Raw genomic sequence first — 18,159 nt, 5'->3', positions numbered from 1 at the left:
CAATGCGAACAATAGGAAAGGAGTGCTCCATGGATGCCGTGCATGCCGGGTCCGCCGCCGGTCGGGCCCCCTTACGTCCCGGACGGGCGCTGATCGCCGTACTGCCGTTCCTGCTCGCCGTGGCCGTCGTGACGGCGGTCTTCTGGGCGCTGCGGGACCGGCTGCCCGATCCGCTGGCGGTGCACTTCACCGCCGACGGCAACAGCGACGACTTCGCCTCCCCGGCCGCCTTCCTCACGGCGTGGCTGGGCATGCCGGTCGTCTCCGGCGCCGTCATCGGCGCACTGGTGCTGCGTGACGAGGCGGCGGGCGCCCTGCGCTGGGTGATCGGCGTCGGCTACGGAATGGCGGCCGTCTTCGGCTATCTGGGTGTGGTGACCCTGCTGGGCAACGCGGACGCCGGCGACGCGTCGGCCGTCCGGATACCGCTGTGGCACCTGGGCGCGATGCTCGGCGTGGCGCTGCTCGCCGGTGCGGTGGGCCGGCTGTGTGCCGGCCGCGACCGCGTCCGGGCGGACGCGGTGCGCGGGCCGTCGGAGGCGGTGCCCTCGCTGGCCCTGGCGGACGGCGAGAGCGCCGGCTGGTCCCGCACCGTGAGCTCGCCCGCGCTGCTCGTCCTCGGGCCAGGACTCCTCGCCGCCGCACTGCTCATCGGTGTCACGGCGAGTTGGGCCGGCGCCGCGTGCATGGCGTTCGCGAGCCTGCTCTGCATCGCGTTCGCGAGCGTACGGGTCACCGTCGACCGCCACGGCCTGACCGTCGCCTCGCCCCTCGTGTCGCGCCCCCGCCTGCGCATCCCCCTCGGCCGGGTTGCGGAGGCGGGAACCCAGCAGGTCAGCCCGCTGCGCGACTTCGGCGGCTGGGGATACCGCATCTGGTCGGGGCGCAGCGGTATCGTGCTGCGCTCCGGCGAGGCGCTGGCGCTGCGGCTGGCCGACGGCCGGGTGTTCGTGGTGACCGTGGACGACGCGGCCACCGCGGCCGCACTGCTCAACGCGCTCGCCGGCCGGTCCCGTACCGGCGCCGGACCGTCGGCCGGCCGCGCCCCCGACCCCGGACGAGGAGTCTGACGTGCTCTTCCGCGTCGATCACGCTTCCCCGGTGCCGCTCGGCGACCAGATCGCGGCCTCGGTGCGCGGCGCCCTCGCCGAGGGCACCGTGTGCGCGGGCGAGCGTCTGCCCGCGGCGCGTGCGGTCGCCGAGTCCCTGGGCGTCAACGTCCACACGGTGCTCCGCGGTTACCAGCGCCTCAAGGAGGAGGGCCTGATCGAACTCCGCCGCGGCCGCGGCGCCGTGGTGACCGGCGACGCCTCGGCGGGCCGCGTCCGCCTCACCGAACGCGTCGGCCAGCTGGTGGCCGAGGCCCGCACCCTCGGCCTGACCGACGACGAGGTCGTGGCCATGGTCCGCACCGGACTGTCGTCGGGGTGAGGGACGGGCTCAGTGGCCCGGGTGCGTCGCGGGGCCCTCAGCTCCGTAGAAACTCCAGTATGGAATCGGTTCGGCCGAGCAGGGCGTGGCCCGCCTCGGGCAGGACGTGCACGGCCGCGTGGGGTACGCACTGGCGGATGCGCCGCGCGGTGCCCGCGGAGTCGAACAGGACGTCGCGGGCGCCGACGGTCACCTGGACGGGTACGGCCAGGCCGCGCAGCTCGTCGTCGGAGAAGACGGGCAGTCGCTCCGTACGCGGCTTGAACTGGGTGAAGGTCAGCACGATCTGGTCGAGGACGGGCCCGTCCCGCGGCGTGTCCAAGCCCGTGACGACCCCCGCCGACCGGCGCACCCCTTCCTTGCCGAACAGGCGCAGGAACACGGCCTTGGCCAGCCAGCCCGTCTTCTGCCTGCCCACGCCCCCGGGGCACAGCACGGCCAGCCGGGACACCCGCTCCGGCCGCCGGATCGCGTAGTCCAGGGCCACCCAGCCACCGAGGGAGGCCGCGACGACCGCGGTGTTCGCGATCCCGAGGCCGTCCAGTACCTCGTCCAGCCACCGGGCGTAGGCGTCGGAGGCCATGGGCGGGCGGGACGGCGCGCTCAGCCCGGGTTCGCCGATGATGTCGACGGCGTACGTACGGAAGTGCCGCGACCAGGAGGCGACGTCGTCCCACCACATCGTGGTGTTCGCCCCCGAGCCGTGCAGCAGTAACAGGGGCGGGGCGTCCTGCGGGCCACAGGCGAGGATGAACGTCTCGCCTTCGCCGGTCGGCACCCGCAGCTCTTCGGAGGGGACCGGCCACGCGTCCAGCGATTCCCGGTACCGGCGCCGGATCTCCTCCCCGCCGGCCGCGGACTTGTAGATCGCGCTCATGACGCGAGCACCCCTTCCATGTAGTCGAACAATCGGGCGGTGTCGCCCAGGGAGCCGATGACGACGACCTTCATCCGGGCCCGTTCCGTGTCGTAGACCGTCTCGATGCGCAGCGGGCTGCCGCCGGCGCCGCGGGTGGCGGCCGCGCTCGTCAGGAGGGTGGTCAGGCGGTGGGCGGTCTCCGCGCCGACCGCGTCGATCTCCACGATGCTCGACACCTCGGTGTGCCGTGCCCGCCCGGTGCTCTCGCCGAGGGGTTCGGGCACCGGGCGGCCGGTGAACGCCTCCAGGTCGGCGTGCGCGATCCGGTACTGCTTGCCGATGCGGACGGCGGGCAGCCGCCCGTCCCGTACGTAGTTGCGCACGGTGCGCGGGTGCAGGCCGAGGCGCTCGGCCACCTGTTCCACGGAGTAAAGATGATCGCTCACCGGGATACCGTAAACTTCCCTATCACTTGGAGCAATAGGGAAGTTTGCGGAAACTGCGGAAAGTGGGGAAAGCGGGGGAGGGCTCTACCGCGCCGTGCCCCGCGTCCGTACCAGCAGCCACAGGAAGTACGGCGTGCCGATGACCGCCGTGAGCAGCCCCGCGCCGAGCTGGGCCGGCGCGATCACCGTGCGGCCCACCACGTCCGCCGTACCCACCAGCACCGCGCCCAGCAGCACCGCCACCGGCACCACCCGCACATGCCGGCGGCCCACCAGAGCGCGCGCCGCGTGCGGGGCGACCAGCCCCACGAAGGCGATGGTCCCGGTAGCGGCGACGGCCGCCGCGCTCAGCAGAACGCCCAGCGCAAGGAGACCGAGGCGCGCCCGGGGGAGCCCGAGGCCCAAAAGCCTCGGGGTGTCCTCGTCGAGCGAGACCAGGTCGAGTTCGGTGCGCCGGGCGACCGCCACGGCGAGCCCGGCCGCGAGGACGACGGCGAGCGGCAGCAGGTCGGGCAGCGTCCGCCCGTACGTCGAACCGGACAGCCAGGTCAGCGCCTTGGTGGCGTTGAACGGGTCGGTGAGGACGATGAACAGGCTGATCAGGGCGGCGCTCGCGGTGGCGGTGCCCATGCCGACCAGGACGAGGCGGTTCTGCCGGAAGCCGCCGCGCGCGGACAGCCCGAACACGAGCGCCGAGGCCAGGGCGGCGCCCGCGAAGGCAGCCGCGGCGAGCCCCGTCGGCCCGGCCTCCGGCACCGTCGTCACCAGGATCACCGCGCCCAGCGCGGCGCCGCCGGAGACGCCCATGACGCCAGGTTCGGCGAGCGGGTTGCGGGTCACCGCCTGGACCAGGGTGCCCGCCAGGGCGAGCGCCGCACCCGCGAGGAGGGCGGCGAGCACCCGTGGCACCCGGGTGTCGAGGACGAAGGCGACGGCCCGCCCGGCCCTGCCCTGCGCCCAGTTCACGACGTCGCCGAGCAGCAGCTTGGAGTCGCCGAGCAGTACGGAGGCGATGGCCACCGCGACCAGCACCGCCACCAGCGTCCCGGCCACGGCCAGGAAGACGGCCCGGCTGCGGATGCGCAGCCGGTCGGGCGGGGCGGCGGCGCCGGTGTCCCGGCCCCTGGTCGCCAGCACCACCAGGAAGACGGCGCCGACCAGGCTCGTCACCACTCCGGTCGGCACGGCCACCGCCGCGTCGGCCGGCACCAGTGCCCGCAGCGCCACGTCGGAGCCGAGCACCAGCGCCGCCCCGGCCAGCGCGGACCGCGTCACGTTCGCGCGCAGCCGGGAGAAGCCCCGGTAGCGGCGCGCCAGCAGGCGTACGACGGCCGGTGCGCACAGCCCGACGAAGCCGATCGGCCCGGCGAGGGTGACGGCCGCGGCGGACAGCAGCGCGGCCAGCACGGTGGCGGTCACCCGGGTGGCCCGCACCGGTACGCCCAGTCCCCGCGCGGCGTCGTCGCCGAGGGCCAGGGCGTCGACCCGGCGGGCGGCCAGCAGCAGCCCCGCCAGCCCGGCGACGGCGAGGGGCAGCATCCACAGCACCCCGCCGAAACCGTTCTGCGCGATGCTGCCCTGGTTCCAGGCGTACAGCCCCTCCGTCCGTTCGGGGAACAGCAGCAGCAACCCCTCCGTGACGGAGGTGAGGCCGAGCGTCAGGGCGCTGCCCGCCAGCACCAGCCGTACGGTCCCGGCGCCCAGGCCGGACAGCCCGAGCACGACGGCCGCGGCCGCCAGGCCGCCGACGAAGGCGACGCCGGAGGAGGCGAGCAGCGGCAGCGAGACGCCGGTCGCGGCGGCCAGCCCGAGCGCGAGGTAGGAACCGGCGTTGACCGCGAGGGTGTCGGGCGCGGCGAGCACATTGCGGCTGACGGCCTGGAGGGCGGCGCCCGCCGCGCCGAGCACCGCGCCGACGAGGAGGCCCGCGGCCGTGCGCGGCAGCCGCGAGGCGACGACGACGGAGGCGTCCGCCGGGTCGGCCCGCCCGGTGAGCGCCTTCCACACCTCCGCGGCGCCGGCACCGGCGCTGCCCTGGGCGATGTCGGCGAGCGCGAGGGCGGCGATCAGCAGGACGAGCACGGCCGTCACCGCGGCCGCGCCGCCTTTCCGTGCTGCCGCCGCGGCGGTGGGGGCAGGGGGAGCGGTGGTGGTGACGGCCATGATGTCTACGCGCGCCTCGCCGTCACTTCTTCAGCGCGGCGACGACGGAGTCGACGTACGACTCCATCGACCCGGTGCCGCCGAACATCCACACACCGTCGGGCAGCCGGTGCACCTTGCCCGCCTCCACGAACGGCAGCGACTTCCACACCGCGTTGCCGGCGAGCACCCCGGTGAACGGCGTGGCGCTCTTGTCGTCGTCGCTGCCGATGTACGCGAACTCCACGTCACCCAGCTTGGTCAGCCCCTCGACGTCGGTCGTGCCGAGCCCGTAGGCCGGGTCGCCCTTCACCGTCCAGGGGTTCTCCAGCCCGAGCTTCTCGTTGACCGCGCCGACCAGCGAACCGCCGGTGTACGGCCGGATGGTCACCTGGCTGCCGGTCACATAGCCGTCGGCGAAGGCGAACTTCGTGCCCTTGCGCCCGGCCTTCGCCAGCTCCCGCCGCCCCTCCGCGAGCTTCGCCTCGAAGCCCTTCTTGAGCTTGGCGGCCTGCTCGGTGGTGCCCGTGGCCTTGGCGATCAAGTCCAGGTCGCCGGTCATCTGCCCGATCGGGTCCGCGGCGTCGGCGGCCTTGAGCTCCAGCACCGGGGCGATCTTCCGCAGCTGCGTGAGGGCGGCCTTGGGCAGGTCGGTGGTGGCGACGACGAGGTCGGGCGCGAGCGCGGCGACGGTGTCCATGCTCGGCTCGCCGCGCGTGCCGATGTCCTTCGGCTCGTTCTTCAGCGGCACGGCCTTGTCCCAGGACTTGTAGCCCTTGACGTCGGCGACGCCGGCCGGCTCGACGCCCAGGGAGACCAGGTGCTCGACGACGTTCCACTCGGTGCCGACGACCTTCTTGGCGGGCCCGTCCAGCTCCACCTTCGTACCGGACGCGCCGGTGAGGGTGATGTGTCCGGAGGACTTCTTCGCCTCATCGGCGGCGGGCTGGGTGGTACCGCACGCGCTCAGGGCGAGCGCGGCGGCGGTGGCCGCCGCGGCGGTGAGGAGGAGGCGTCTCATGAGGTGGCACCGAGCCTTTCGCCGTGCGCGTCGCGCGCGCTGTGCTTGCTGTCTTGCCCCGGGCCGCCGTCCGGCGTCCGGCGGGTGTGGTGGCGGCCGATCGCGCGGGTGCGCAGCAGCCCGGTGAGCGGGTCGGTGGAGACCTCGATGCGGATGCCGTACGTGTCCGTCAGCCGCTCCGGGGTGAGTACGTCCCCCGGCTCGCCGTCCGCGATCACCCGGCCGTCCCGGAGCAGCACGACACGGTCGGCGACGGCCGCCGCCTGGTCCAGGTCGTGCAGCACCACCCCGACGGCGATTCCGTGGTCGTCCGCCAAGTCACGTATCAAATCGAGCAGTTCCACCTGGTACCGCAGGTCGAGATAGGTCGTGGGCTCGTCCAGCAGCAGTACGCCGGTCTCCTGCGCGAGGCACCCGGCGAGCCATACACGTTGCAGCTGGCCACCGGAGAGGTGTTCGGCTCCCCGGTCGGCGAGGTCGGCGACCCCGGTCATGCCGAGCGCCCGGTCCACCGCCGCGCTTCCGCCCGGGTCGGCCCTGCCCCAGCGCCCCCGGTACGGGTACCGCCCGAATTCCACGACGTCCCGCACGGTCAGCCCGCCGGGCGTGGGCCGCCCCTGGGGCAGCAGCGCCACGCGCTGCGAGAACTCACGGGGCGTCAGCGCGAAGCCGTCCGTTCCCCCGCCGAGGGCCAGCGCCGCACTCCGCGCCCGCTGCAACCGCGCCGCGGTCCGCAGCAGCGTCGACTTCCCGCTGCCGTTCGGCCCGACCAGCGCGGTCACCTGTCCAGCCGTCAGTTCGAGGGACGCCTCGTGCACGACGTCGACACCGTCGTACGCCACGGTGACGCCCGAGGCGGAGAGGGCGTGGCCGCGGGTTCGCGCGGCATGGGGGAGTTCTTCACCGACCTTCACGCAACGAAGGTTAGCCTAACCTAATTTTTCGTCGCGGCCCGGCGTTGCCCGCCCCCGGCGTCCGCGTGGCGGTGGGCCGGGCACGCATGACCTCGCGGCGGCGATGTACTAGAGTTATCTCGACATCGAGATATCTGCCGGGAGGCGTACCGCTGCCGCGCTAGTAAGGCTTGCCTAACTTAGCCTTACCTTAGCTGATCGGCAAGGATCTGTGACGGCAGGATTGCGGTGGTACGCGCGAATCATGCATTGAAGGAGACTGTCGTGTCGGCGAACAGCTTCGACGCCCGCAGCACGCTGCGCGTGGGCGACGAGTCGTACGAGATCTTCAGGCTGGACAAGGTCGAGGGCTCCGCCCGCCTTCCCTACAGCCTGAAGGTGCTGCTGGAGAACCTGCTCCGCACCGAGGACGGCGCGAACATCACCGCCGACCACATCCGTGCGCTGGGCGGCTGGGACTCCCAGGCGCAGCCCAGCCAGGAGATCCAGTTCACGCCGGCCCGCGTGATCATGCAGGACTTCACCGGCGTGCCCTGCGTCGTGGACCTCGCCACCATGCGTGAGGCCGTGAAGGAACTGGGCGGCGACCCCGCCAAGATCAACCCGCTGGCCCCGGCCGAGCTGGTCATCGACCACTCCGTCATCGCCGACAAGTTCGGCACCGCCAACGCCTTCCAGCAGAACGTGGAGCTGGAGTACGGCCGCAACAAGGAGCGCTACCAGTTCCTGCGCTGGGGCCAGACCGCCTTCGACGAGTTCAAGGTCGTCCCGCCCGGCACCGGCATCGTCCACCAGGTCAACATCGAGCACCTGGCCCGTACGGTCATGATCCGCAACGGCCAGGCGTACCCCGACACCCTCGTCGGCACCGACTCGCACACCACCATGGTCAACGGCCTGGGCGTGCTGGGCTGGGGCGTCGGCGGCATCGAGGCCGAGGCCGCGATGCTGGGCCAGCCGGTCTCCATGCTCATCCCGCGCGTCGTCGGCTTCAAGCTGACCGGTGAGCTCAAGCCCGGCACCACCGCCACCGACCTGGTGCTGACCATCACCGAGATGCTGCGCAAGCACGGTGTCGTCGGCAAGTTCGTCGAGTTCTACGGCGAGGGCGTCGCCGCCACCTCGCTGGCCAACCGCGCCACCATCGGCAACATGTCGCCGGAGTTCGGCTCCACCGCCGCGATCTTCCCGATCGACGACGAGACGCTGAACTACCTGAAGCTGACCGGCCGCTCCGAGCAGCAGGTCGCCCTGGTCGAGGCGTACGCCAAGGAGCAGGGCCTGTGGCTGGACCCGGCCGCCGAGCCGGACTTCTCCGAGAAGCTGGAGCTGGACCTCTCCACGGTCGTCCCGTCGATCGCCGGCCCCAAGCGCCCGCAGGACCGCATCGTCCTGGCCGAGGCCGCCCGGCAGTTCGCGCAGGACGTGCGCAACTACGTCAGCGAGGCGGACCTCGACGAGGCGGGCAAGGAGTCCTTCCCGGCCTCCGACGCCCCCGCGGTCTCCAACGGCACGCCCAGCAAGCCGACCCAGGTCGTCGCCGCCGACGGCTCGGTGTTCGAGATCGACCACGGCGCCGTCACCGTCGCCGCGATCACCTCCTGCACCAACACCTCGAACCCCTACGTCATGGTCGCCGCGGCGCTCGTGGCCAAGAAGGCGGTCGAGAAGGGCCTGTCCCGCAAGCCCTGGGTCAAGACCACCCTCGCCCCCGGCTCGAAGGTCGTCACCGACTACTTCGACAAGGCGAACCTGACGCCCTACCTGGACAAGCTGGGCTTCAACCTGGTCGGCTACGGCTGCACCACCTGCATCGGCAACTCCGGTCCGCTGGACGAGGAGATCTCGAAGGCGATCAACGAGGCCGACCTCGCGGTCACCTCGGTGCTCTCCGGCAACCGCAACTTCGAGGGCCGGATCAACCCCGACGTCAAGATGAACTACCTGGCGTCCCCGCCGCTGGTCGTCGCGTACGCCATCGCCGGCTCCATGAAGGTGGACATCACCACCGAGGCGCTCGGCACCGACCAGGACGGCAACCCGGTCTACCTCAAGGACATCTGGCCCTCCGAGGCCGAGGTCAACGACGTCGTGGCCAACGCCATCGGCGAGGACATGTTCTCCAAGTCGTACGAGGACGTCTTCGCGGGCGACGCCCAGTGGCAGGCGCTGCCGATCCCGACCGGCAACACCTTCGAGTGGGACCCGCAGTCCACCTACGTCCGCAAGCCCCCGTACTTCGAGGGCATGACGATGGAGACCAGCCCGGTCTCCGACGTCCAGGGCGCCCGCGTCCTGGCCAAGCTGGGCGACTCGGTCACCACCGACCACATCTCCCCGGCCGGTGCGATCAAGGCCGACACCCCGGCCGGCCAGTACCTCACGGAGCACGGCGTCGAGCGCCGCGACTTCAACAGCTACGGCTCGCGCCGCGGCAACCACGAGGTCATGATCCGCGGCACGTTCGCCAACATCCGCCTGCGCAACCAGATCGCGCCGGGCACCGAGGGCGGCTTCACGCGTGACTTCACGCAGGCGGACGGCCCGGTGTCGTTCATCTACGACGCGTCGCAGAACTACCAGGCGGCCGGCATCCCGCTGGTCATCCTGGCCGGCAAGGAGTACGGCTCCGGCTCGTCCCGCGACTGGGCCGCCAAGGGCACCGCGCTGCTCGGCGTCAAGGCCGTCATCGCCGAGTCCTACGAGCGCATCCACCGCTCGAACCTGATCGGCATGGGCGTCCTGCCGCTCCAGTTCCCCGAGGGCGCCTCCGCGCAGTCCCTGGGCCTGACCGGCGAGGAGACCTTCGACATCACCGGCGTCACCGCCCTGAACGACGGCGGCATCCCGGAGACCGTCAAGGTCAAGGCCGGTGACGTGGAGTTCGACGCCAAGGTGCGCATCGACACCCCCGGCGAGGCGGACTACTACCGCAACGGCGGCATCATGCAGTACGTGCTGCGCTCGCTGATCCGCAAGTAAGCCGCACGGCCGCCGCGCGAGCGGCGGCACGACAAGGGCCGCACCCCCCGCTGGGGGGTGCGGCCCTCGGTCGTTGCTCCTGCCGCAGGGGTTAGAACATCCAGCTGTAGATGTTGTAACCGAAGCCGATCTGCTTGCGCGGCTCGAAGGGCGCCGAGGCGTTGCCGGTGCCCTTGTAGAGCCACAGCGTGCCGTCGTTGCCGCGGGCGATCAGGTCCGCGCGGCCGTCGAGGTCCACGTCACCGGTGGAGACGAGGGCGTTGTACATGTTCCAGCCCGCGCCGATCTTGGTGCGCGGCTCGAAGGGCGCCTTGTAGTCGCCGGTGCCCTTGTAGAGCCACAGGACGCCGGAGGCGTCCCGGGCCACGATGTCGGCCTGGCCGTCGCCGGTCAGGTCGCCCTTGCCGGTGATCTGGGTGTAGGCGTTCCAGCCGCCACCGATCTTGACCCGCGAGGACACCTGGCCGTTGTCGTAGCCCAGGTAGGCCCACAGCACGCCCGAGGGGTCGCGGGCGAGGACGTCGTACGCCCCGGCGCCGCCGATGTCGCCCGGCGACAGCACCTTGTTGTACATGTTCCAGCCGCCGCCGACCGTACGGCTCTCGGTCGGGGAGTTGAAGTACAGGTTGCCGGCGTTGTCCCACGCCCACATGCCGTCCCGGTCACCGTCGCCGTTGTTGTCGACCGGGGACGCGGCCTTGAGCAGGTCCCAGCCGTCCGTGACGAACATCCGGTCGTCGAGCCCGCCCTGGCCGTCCAGGGTGTACTGGTACAGGAAGCCGGAGGAGCGCTCGATGCCGAAGAGGCCGAACACGGGGGTGGCCGATGCGGCCTTGGCGCGGGCGGTCGCCCCGGCCTTCGGCGCCGCCTGCGCCGCCTTGCTGAGCTTCTTCACGGGGGCGGGCGCCGGGGCGTCGGCCACCGCTGCCGAGGCGCTGGTGCCGACCAGGGCGGCGGCGACCGCCGCGACAGCCAGGCGCGACAGGGCGCGTCCGTGCTTACGGCCGGGAAGTTTGGCCACGTAATTCTCCATTTGCCATGTGATGAGACGCAACGCGCCTACATGAGGCGCGTTGCGGGATCCTCTGGATCTTTGCACAAGGTCTTCACATGTCAACTGGTTTACGTACGGTCCGATCAGTCGGCGCCGGAGGCCCGACGCACCGGACCGATCAGCTCGACCTCCGCCAGCGTGGCCCGGTGTGCGGGGGTCAGCCGGTAACGGGCGTAGGTGCCGGGGGATTTCACCTGGAATACCCGAGTTTGCCGGTCCCAGGAGAAGGACTCGCCCTCCCTCCGGTCCAGCGCGCGCCAGGTGCCGTCGCTCCCGAGCCCCTCCAGGACCCAGCCGGCCGGGGCCTCGCCCTTCGCCGACGAGGTGAGGGTGTACGAGGTCACCCGCGCCGCCGACTCGAGCGCGACCGGGGCCGAGGTGAAGGACGCCGAGGTGTCCGACGTGTCGTCTAGCAGCGGACCGCCGTCCGGTACGGCCAGGTCGCCGTCGGGCGCGGGCACCCGGTCGTCCCGCGTGACGGACGACGGCGCCGCGTTCTCGCCGGTACCCCAGGAGGACGGCCGCGGGCCCATCGCGAATTCGAGGGTGCCGCCACGGGCGAGCAGCGCGTGCGGCAGCGCGGTGGAATGCCACGCCTTCCCGTTGACCCGCAGCCCCTGCACGTACACATTGCGCGCGCTGTTGCGCGGCGCGCTGACGACGAGATCGCGGCCGTTCTCCAAATGGACGGTGGCCTTCGTGAACAGCGGCGAGCCGACCGCGTATTCGGGCGACCCCATCACCAGCGGATAGAAACCGAGGGCGCTGAAGACGTACCACGCGGACATCTCGCCGTTGTCCTCGTCACCCGGGTAACCCTGGCCGATCTCGCTGCCGAGATAGAGGCGCGAGAGCACTTCGCGGACCTTCTCCTGCGTCTTCCACGGCTGCCCGGCGGCGTCGTAGGCGTAGGCGATGTGGTGCGCCGGCTGGTTGCTGTGCCCGTACATGCCCATCCGGGTGTCCCGGGCCTCGGTCATCTCGTGGATGACGTTGCCGTACGAGCCGGCGAATTCCCTGGCGGCGGTCTCCGGGGTGGCGAAGTAGGCGTCCAGTTTCCTCGCCAGGCCCGCCCGGCCGCCGTAGAGGTTGGCCAGGCCGCGGGTGTCCTGGGGCGCGGTGAAGGCGAAGGACCAGGCGTTGGTCTCGGTGTAGTCGTGGCCCCAGACGCGCGGGTCGAACCGGTCGGGCGGCAGCCGCCAGTTTCCGGCCGCGTCCTTGCCCTGGAAGAACCCGACCTTTGCGTCGAAGTGCTTGACGTAATTGCGGGCACGGTTGAGGAAGTACGCGGATTCCTCTTTGTAGCGGGTCTTCTTCGTCTTCTCGTACAGCGCCTGTCCCATCCGGGCGATGCCGTAGTCGTTCAGATATCCCTCCAGCGCCCAGGACATGCCTTCCTTGGTGCTCGTGGACGTGTAACCGAGGAACGGCGAGGTGTTCATGCCCTTGCGGCCGACACCGGGGCTGGGCGGTACGACGGTGGCGTTCTTCACCGCCGCTTCATAGGCCGCCGCGGCATCGAAACGCACGCCTTTCGCGTAGGCGTCGGCGAACGCCACGTCCGAACTGGTGCCGGTCATCAGGTCCGCGTAACCGGGGGAGGACCAGCGGGAGATCCAGCCGCCGTCCTTGTACTGCTGGACGAAACCGTCGGCCATCTTCCCCGCCCGCGCCGGTGTGAGCAGGGAATAGGCGGGCCAGGTGGTGCGGTAGGTGTCCCAGAAGCCGTTGTTGACGTAGGCCGCGCCGTCGACGATCTTCGCACCGGTGTGCGTCGGGGTGTCGGGGCCGGTCCGCGGCGAGAAGGGGCTCGCGTACCGGCTGCGCCCGCCGACCTGCTCGAAGCCGGAGTTGGGGTAGAGGTAGAGCCGGTAGAGGTTGGAGTAGAGGGTGACGAGGCGGTCCCGGCTCGCGCCCTCCACCTCGACGCGGCCGAGGATGCCGTCCCACTGCGCCCGTGCGCGGTCCCTGACCCGTTCGAACGGGACGCCCGCCGGAATCTCGCGTTCCAGGTTGGCCCGCGCCTGGTCGACGCCGATCAGGGAGGTGGCGATGCGCAGCGTGACCGTACGGCCGGCGCCAGGGCGCAGCTTCAGATAGCCCGTCACGTCCGGGCCACCGCCGCCGCTCAGCCTGCCGCCCGCCGTCACGGGCGCGTCCAGCACGCCGTAGACGAACAACCGGGTCGCGCCGACCGACGAGTTGCTCCTGACGTCCGAGAACCCGGTGACGACGCCCCGCTCGGTGTCGAGCGTGAGTCCGCCGTTGTTGTTGACGTTGTCGAAGATCAGGTTCGCGTCGTCGCCGGGGAAGGTGAAGCGCATCAGCGCCGCGTGGTCCGCCGGTGCGATGTCAGCCCTGAGGCCGTTGTCGAAGGTGACGCCGTAGTGGTGCGGCCTGGCGGTCTCGTTGGCGTGGTGGAAGGGCAGCGCGCGGGCGGTACGGGCGGCGTCCGGCGTGCCGGCGGCGGTGGACGGCATGACCTGGAAGGTCTGCCGGTCGCCCATCCAGGGGCTCGGTTCGTGGCTGGCGGCGAACGCCTGGAGGGTGGGCAGGTTGTCGGCGTTGTTCTTGCGCGCGTACTCGTACAGCCAGTCGGTGGAGCCCGCGTTGGTCACCGGCGTCCAGAAGTTGAAGCCGTTCGGCACGGCGGTGGCCGGGAAGGTGTTGCCGCGGGAGAAGCTGCCGCTGGAGAGGGTGCCGCGGGTGGTCGACACGTGGTCGGAGAGGTGGGCGGGCGCCTTGTCCGGGGCCTCGGGGCCGATGCGGACGTCGTCCACCCAGCCGCGGAAGGCCGGGGTGGTCTTCGGCGCGGCGGGGGAGTCGTACGCCACCAGGATGCGGTCGACGGTCTTGCCCGCCGCGACGGCGCCGATCCGCGACTGGCGGTGGTTCCACTGGTTGACGTAGAGCGTCTTGGCGGCGGCCTGGCCCTGCGGGGTCAGCAAGGCGCCGTTCTGGTCGGTGGCGCCCAGCTCGCTGAGGTAGGTGCCGTCGGTGAAGGCCAGGTCGAGCGCTACGTGGGTCGCGGGGTAGGACAGGTCGGTCGCCGCCATCTCGGGGAAGACCTTGTACGACAGCGACGTGGCGCGCGTGACGCGCGTGTTGACGTCGAAGACCTTGTTGTACGAGTAGCCGCGGCCGGCGGCGGTGTGGGTGCCCGCGTACCGCAGCGCCCGCAGCCCGCTGAACCCGGCGTTCGTCTTGGCGGTGGGGGACGAGGTGGGCCCGGAGTCGGTACGGCTGCTCATGCCGGTGCCGGGGCCGCTCTCCGGGCCGACGCCGGAGGTTTTGGCGGTGCCGTCGGTGCCGGTCTCGACGGTGTCGTTCCAGGCGGGCGGCGGATCGCCGCTCTCGAAGGAGGAGCTGAACTCCGGTGAGGCGGGTGATTCCCGTGGCGGGGAGGCGACGGCGGGGGCCTGCGCCGTCAGGACGAGCAGGGCCGCGGCCGCCAGCGCGACGGGGCGGGCCGTGCCGGGCAGAAATCCGTGCCGGTGTCTGAGCCGCACGCGTACCTCTCAAGAAGGCGACATTCCCACAGTGCTGACATCGTTGTCAGGTGCGTAATGCAGAGATAAGTAAGGTGCGTGGGGCCTTTGTTGTCAAGGGTGACCCTGCGAACGGCGGCCAGAAGTCTGCGGCCCCGGCGACGCATACCGGCGAGGTCTCAACTCGGGAAAGATGGCGGCCCGAACTTGCTTACGATCTTGCCGAGTTGACGTGAAGTGGACTATACCTGTCGGCGTCCGAGCGACTGTGCGAACGACGTCGCGGACCCGGGGGGACCTGCGGAGCAGCACGTGAAATCGGCCCCGCACATCTCTAGCGTGCCCGGTGCACATCCCGTACAACTCAGCTTCATCTGACCCGCGGTGCCGGGGTGGCTCCGGTACACCGCCTGAGTCCTGAAGAAGGCGAGGACTTGCGCATGGGATCCACCTCAGATTTCAGCCGCCGTGACCTGATCAAGCGGGCCGCGGCCCTGGGGATCGTCACCGTACCGGCCATGAGCGCGCTGTCGGCGTGCGCCGGCAGCGGCGGTGGCGGCGGCGAGAAGGTCGAAAAGGGAAAGAAATCCGCCAAGAACCCGCTGGCGGTCAATGAGACCGCGGCCCTCGACGTCGTCATCTTCGACGGCGGATTCGGTGACAAGTACGCCAAGGACGCCCGGGCCGAATACGTCGCCGCCTTCCCGAAGACCAAGGACAAGGTCAAGATCTCCTCCACCCAGAAGATCCAGTCCACGCTGCAGCCGCGCTTCAACGGCGGCAATCCGCCGGACCTCGTCGACAACTCCGGCGCCGAACAGATGGACTTCGGCACGCTCGTCAGCAAGAACCAGCTCTCCGACCTCACCCCGCTGCTCGACGCCCCGTCGATCGACGACCCGGACAAGAAGGTGCGCGACACCCTGCGTCCCGGCGTCGTGGAAATGGGCCAGTTCGGCGGCAAGGAAACCTGGATCATGTACTACGCGTACACGGTCTACGGGGTCTGGTATTCCAAGACCAACCTGAAGAAGATCGCCGACGCCGAATACCCGGAGACCTGGGAAGAGATGCTCGCCGTGTGCGAGAAGGCGAAGAAGAAGGGCGTCGCCGGGTGGACCTACCCCGGCAAGTACCCGTACTACCTGCCGTTCAGCCTGTACCCCTTCATAGCCAAGATCGGCGGCGAAGAGGTGCTGCGCAAGATCGACAACCTGGAGCCGAACGCCTGGAAGGACCCGGCGGTCAAGGCGGCCTTCGAGGCGTACTACGAGCTCTACAAAAAGGGGTACGTCCTCAAGGGCTCGCCCGGACTCGACCACCTCCAGTCGCAGAAGGCGTGGGCCGAGGGCAAGGCCCTCTTCATCCCGAACGGCTCGTGGGTGGAGAACGAGTCGGCCAAGCAGATCGAGAAGAACCCCGATTTCCAGCTCTCGGTCGGCGCCCCGTCCAGCCTCTCCGGCTCGGACAAGATGCCGTTCGGCACCATCTGGGCCTCCGGCGGCGAACCGTACATCGTGCCGAAGCAGGCCAAGAACGCCCCCGGCGGCATGGAAATGCTGCGCATCATGCTCGGCAAGAAGTCCTCGCAGAACTTCATCAAGCAGGTCTCCTCGCTGACCTCGCTCAACGGCGGCACCGAGGGCCTGACCCTGCCCCCGGGCCTGAATTCGGCGCAGCAGGCGCTCGAAAAGGCCGGCAAGAACATCGTCAACCCGCGCCTGCAGGACTGGTACGTGGCGCTGCAGAAAGAGAAGATCGGCGTCGGCGCGCTGGGCGAGATGATGGCGGGCCGCATGACTCCCGACGAAGCGATCACCAAGATCCAGAAGTACGCGGACGAGACGCGTGAGGACAGCAGCGTCAAGAAGTACAAGCGCTGACCGTGCGTCGGACGCGTCACCAGCGGTGGCGGTTGCGCACGCCGCGGGGAAAGAACGGGATCGGTAGTCATGCAGCACGGTAAATACCGCTTCATCGCGGGGTTCCTGGTCGTTCCGCTGGCGATATACGCGATCTTCGTGATATCGCCGTTCGTGCAGGCGATCTACTACTCCTTCACGGACTGGACCGGCCTGAGCTCGGACATGAAGATGGTCGGGTTCGACAACTACACGCGCCTCTTCAAGGACAGCGTTTTCTGGGCCGCGGTGGGAAACAGTGTGACGCTGTTGCTGCTGCTGCCGGTGGTGACGCTCTCGCTCGGACTGTTCTTCGCCTTCATGCTCAACGTCGGTGGCCGCCGCAGGAAGAAGGCGGTCATCGGCGGCGTGCGCGGCTCGGGCACGTACAAGATTCTCTACTTCTTCCCGCAGGTGCTGTCGATCCCGATCGTCGCCCTGCTCTTCCAGTTCGCGTACAACCCGGAGAGCGGCGCGCTCAACGCGTTCTTCCAGGCGATCGGGCTGGACAACGTGCAGCCCGACTGGCTGGGGGACCCGCAGCTCGCGCTCTGGTGCATCATGGGCGCGATGATCTGGGCCAACGTCGGCTTCTATGTCGTCCTCTTCTCGGCCGGCATGAGTTCGATACCGAAGGACTACTACGAGGCCGCGCTGCTGGACGGGGCGAACCGGATCAACACGTTCTTCAGAATCACCCTGCCGCTGCTCTGGGACACCGTGCAGACCGGCTGGATCTACATGGGAATTCTGGCCCTGGACGTGGCGGCCTTCGCGTTCGTGCAGATCATGAGCGTCGGGCCAGGCGGCCCCGACTATTCCACCGAGGTCCTGCCGCTGTACGTCTATCAGAAGACCTTCCGCGACGGTCAGGCCGGATACGCCACCGCGATCGGCGTTTCCCTGCTGATAGTGACCCTGATCTTCTCGGCCGTCGTCATGCGGCTGGGCCGGCGCGAACGACTGGAGTTCTGATGAGCGTGCAGACCAAGACCCCGGTCACGGCGGGCCGGGGCGGCGGGGCCCGCAAGCGCGGCGAGGGCGGCGAGGGAAGGGCCCTGAACGTCTTCTCGCACGGGGTGCTGGTCATCTGGGGCCTGCTGGTGACCATGCCGCTGCTGTGGGCGGTGGTCAGCTCCTTCAAGGACGACGGGGAGATCTTCGGCTCGCCCTGGGGCCTGCCGTCGGCGCTGCACTTCGACAACTGGTCGCGCGCCTGGGACAAGGCCAACATGGGCCAGTACTTCTTCAACTCGCTGATCGTCGTGGGCGGCTCGCTGATCGGCACGATGCTGCTGGGTTCGATGGCGGCGTACGTACTGGCCCGGTTCGACTTCCCGGGCAACCGCTTCATCTACTTCCTGTTCGTGGGCGGAATGGGATTCCCGATCATCCTGGCGCTGGTCCCGCTGTTCTTCGTCATGAAGAACATGGCCCTGCTGGACACCTACCACGGCCTGATCCTGGTCTACATCGGCTACTCCCTGCCGTTCACCGTCTTCTTCCTCAGCGGCTTCTTCAAAACGCTGCCGACGTCGGTGGCGGAGGCCGCGCTCATTGACGGCGCGTCACACACGCGCACGTTCTTCCAGGTCATGCTGCCGATGGCGAAGCCGGGGCTGATCAGCGTCGGCATCTTCAACTTCCTCGGGCAGTGGAACCAGTACCTGCTGCCGACGGTGCTGAACGTCGGCGACCCGGACAAGAAGATGCTGACCCAGGGGCTGGTCGCGCTGGCGGTCAGCCAGGGGTACAAGGGCGACTGGTCCGGCCTGTTCGCGGGCCTGACGATCGCGATGCTGCCGGTGCTCGCCGCGTACATCGTCTTCCAGCGGCAGGTGGTGGCGGGCCTGACGGCGGGCGCCTTGAAGTAGCCGACGGCCGGTCACCGGCACGGCGTACGCCGAACGGCCGAGCGGCC

13 protein-coding genes are annotated in these 18,159 nt (G+C 70.2%); 6 read left to right on the top strand and 7 right to left on the bottom strand.

Annotated elements, in window-relative coordinates:
* Positions 1 to 29: 29 nt before the first annotated feature.
* Complete coding sequence (locus ACH4OW_RS37200; RefSeq protein ID WP_398032994.1) at positions 30 to 1,070, top strand: DUF1648 domain-containing protein; 1,041 nt, start codon at positions 30 to 32, stop codon at positions 1,068 to 1,070.
* A gap of 1 nt (position 1,071) precedes the next feature.
* Complete coding sequence (locus ACH4OW_RS37195) at positions 1,072 to 1,431, top strand: GntR family transcriptional regulator (RefSeq protein ID WP_360130917.1); 360 nt, start codon at positions 1,072 to 1,074, stop codon at positions 1,429 to 1,431.
* A gap of 37 nt (positions 1,432 to 1,468) precedes the next feature.
* Here ACH4OW_RS37195 and ACH4OW_RS37190 read toward each other — a convergent pair whose 3' ends face one another.
* The 5 genes from ACH4OW_RS37190 to ACH4OW_RS37170 form a co-directional block, all read right to left on the bottom strand.
* A complete protein-coding gene (locus tag ACH4OW_RS37190; protein WP_398032992.1) occupies positions 1,469 to 2,308 on the bottom strand; it encodes an alpha/beta fold hydrolase in 840 nt (279 codons plus the stop codon).
* Positions 2,305 to 2,736 carry a helix-turn-helix domain-containing protein gene (locus ACH4OW_RS37185; RefSeq protein WP_398032989.1) on the bottom strand — a complete coding sequence of 144 codons (432 nt, stop codon included), beginning with the start codon at positions 2,734 to 2,736 and terminating at the stop codon, positions 2,305 to 2,307. The genes ACH4OW_RS37190 and ACH4OW_RS37185 overlap by 4 nt, the downstream gene beginning before the upstream one ends.
* An 84-nt stretch (positions 2,737 to 2,820) precedes the next feature.
* Entirely contained in the window at positions 2,821 to 4,899 is a 2,079-nt protein-coding gene (locus ACH4OW_RS37180; protein WP_398032987.1) for an iron ABC transporter permease, read from the bottom strand.
* 22 nt (positions 4,900 to 4,921) lie between these two features.
* Positions 4,922 to 5,899: an ABC transporter substrate-binding protein gene (locus ACH4OW_RS37175; protein ID WP_398032984.1), complete on the bottom strand. Its 978-nt coding sequence runs from the start codon at positions 5,897 to 5,899 to the stop codon at positions 4,922 to 4,924.
* A complete protein-coding gene (locus ACH4OW_RS37170; protein WP_398032981.1) occupies positions 5,896 to 6,813 on the bottom strand; it encodes an ABC transporter ATP-binding protein in 918 nt (305 codons plus the stop codon). Before ACH4OW_RS37170 ends, ACH4OW_RS37175 begins: the two co-directional genes overlap by 4 nt.
* A gap of 264 nt (positions 6,814 to 7,077) precedes the next feature.
* On the opposite strand from ACH4OW_RS37170, the gene acnA reads away from it, so the two are divergent.
* Positions 7,078 to 9,795, top strand: a complete 2,718-nt coding sequence (gene acnA / locus ACH4OW_RS37165) for an aconitate hydratase AcnA (protein WP_398032979.1) — start codon at positions 7,078 to 7,080, stop codon at positions 9,793 to 9,795.
* 91 nt (positions 9,796 to 9,886) lie between these two features.
* Here acnA and ACH4OW_RS37160 read toward each other — a convergent pair whose 3' ends face one another.
* Both ACH4OW_RS37160 and ACH4OW_RS37155 read right to left on the bottom strand, forming a co-directional pair.
* Positions 9,887 to 10,816, bottom strand: coding sequence for an FG-GAP repeat domain-containing protein (locus tag ACH4OW_RS37160; protein ID WP_398032976.1), 930 nt, complete (start codon positions 10,814 to 10,816; stop codon positions 9,887 to 9,889).
* A 116-nt stretch (positions 10,817 to 10,932) separates the two neighbouring features.
* Positions 10,933 to 14,358, bottom strand: a complete 3,426-nt coding sequence (locus ACH4OW_RS37155; RefSeq protein WP_398032973.1) for a GH92 family glycosyl hydrolase — start codon at positions 14,356 to 14,358, stop codon at positions 10,933 to 10,935.
* 419 nt (positions 14,359 to 14,777) lie between these two features.
* Here ACH4OW_RS37155 and ngcE point away from each other — a divergent pair, with 419 nt between their 5' ends.
* The 3 genes from ngcE (at position 14,778) to ACH4OW_RS37140 (ending at position 18,112) form a co-directional block, all read left to right on the top strand.
* Positions 14,778 to 16,220, top strand: a complete 1,443-nt coding sequence (ngcE, locus tag ACH4OW_RS37150) for an N-acetylglucosamine/diacetylchitobiose ABC transporter substrate-binding protein (RefSeq protein ID WP_360130893.1) — start codon at positions 14,778 to 14,780, stop codon at positions 16,218 to 16,220.
* Between the two features lie 69 nt (positions 16,221 to 16,289).
* Positions 16,290 to 17,213, top strand: a complete 924-nt coding sequence (locus tag ACH4OW_RS37145) for a sugar ABC transporter permease (RefSeq protein WP_360130890.1) — start codon at positions 16,290 to 16,292, stop codon at positions 17,211 to 17,213.
* Positions 17,210 to 18,112 carry a carbohydrate ABC transporter permease gene (locus tag ACH4OW_RS37140; protein ID WP_398033061.1) on the top strand — a complete coding sequence of 301 codons (903 nt, stop codon included), beginning with the start codon at positions 17,210 to 17,212 and terminating at the stop codon, positions 18,110 to 18,112. The genes ACH4OW_RS37145 and ACH4OW_RS37140 overlap by 4 nt, the downstream gene beginning before the upstream one ends.
* Positions 18,113 to 18,159 lie beyond the last annotated feature (47 nt).

The sequence above is a fragment of the Streptomyces sp. NPDC017056 genome (assembly GCF_044332485.1).
Taxonomy (GTDB): domain Bacteria; phylum Actinomycetota; class Actinomycetes; order Streptomycetales; family Streptomycetaceae; genus Streptomyces.
The sequence above is the reverse complement of the archived record's forward strand: the minus strand, read 5'-3'. Positions and strand labels throughout refer to the sequence as shown.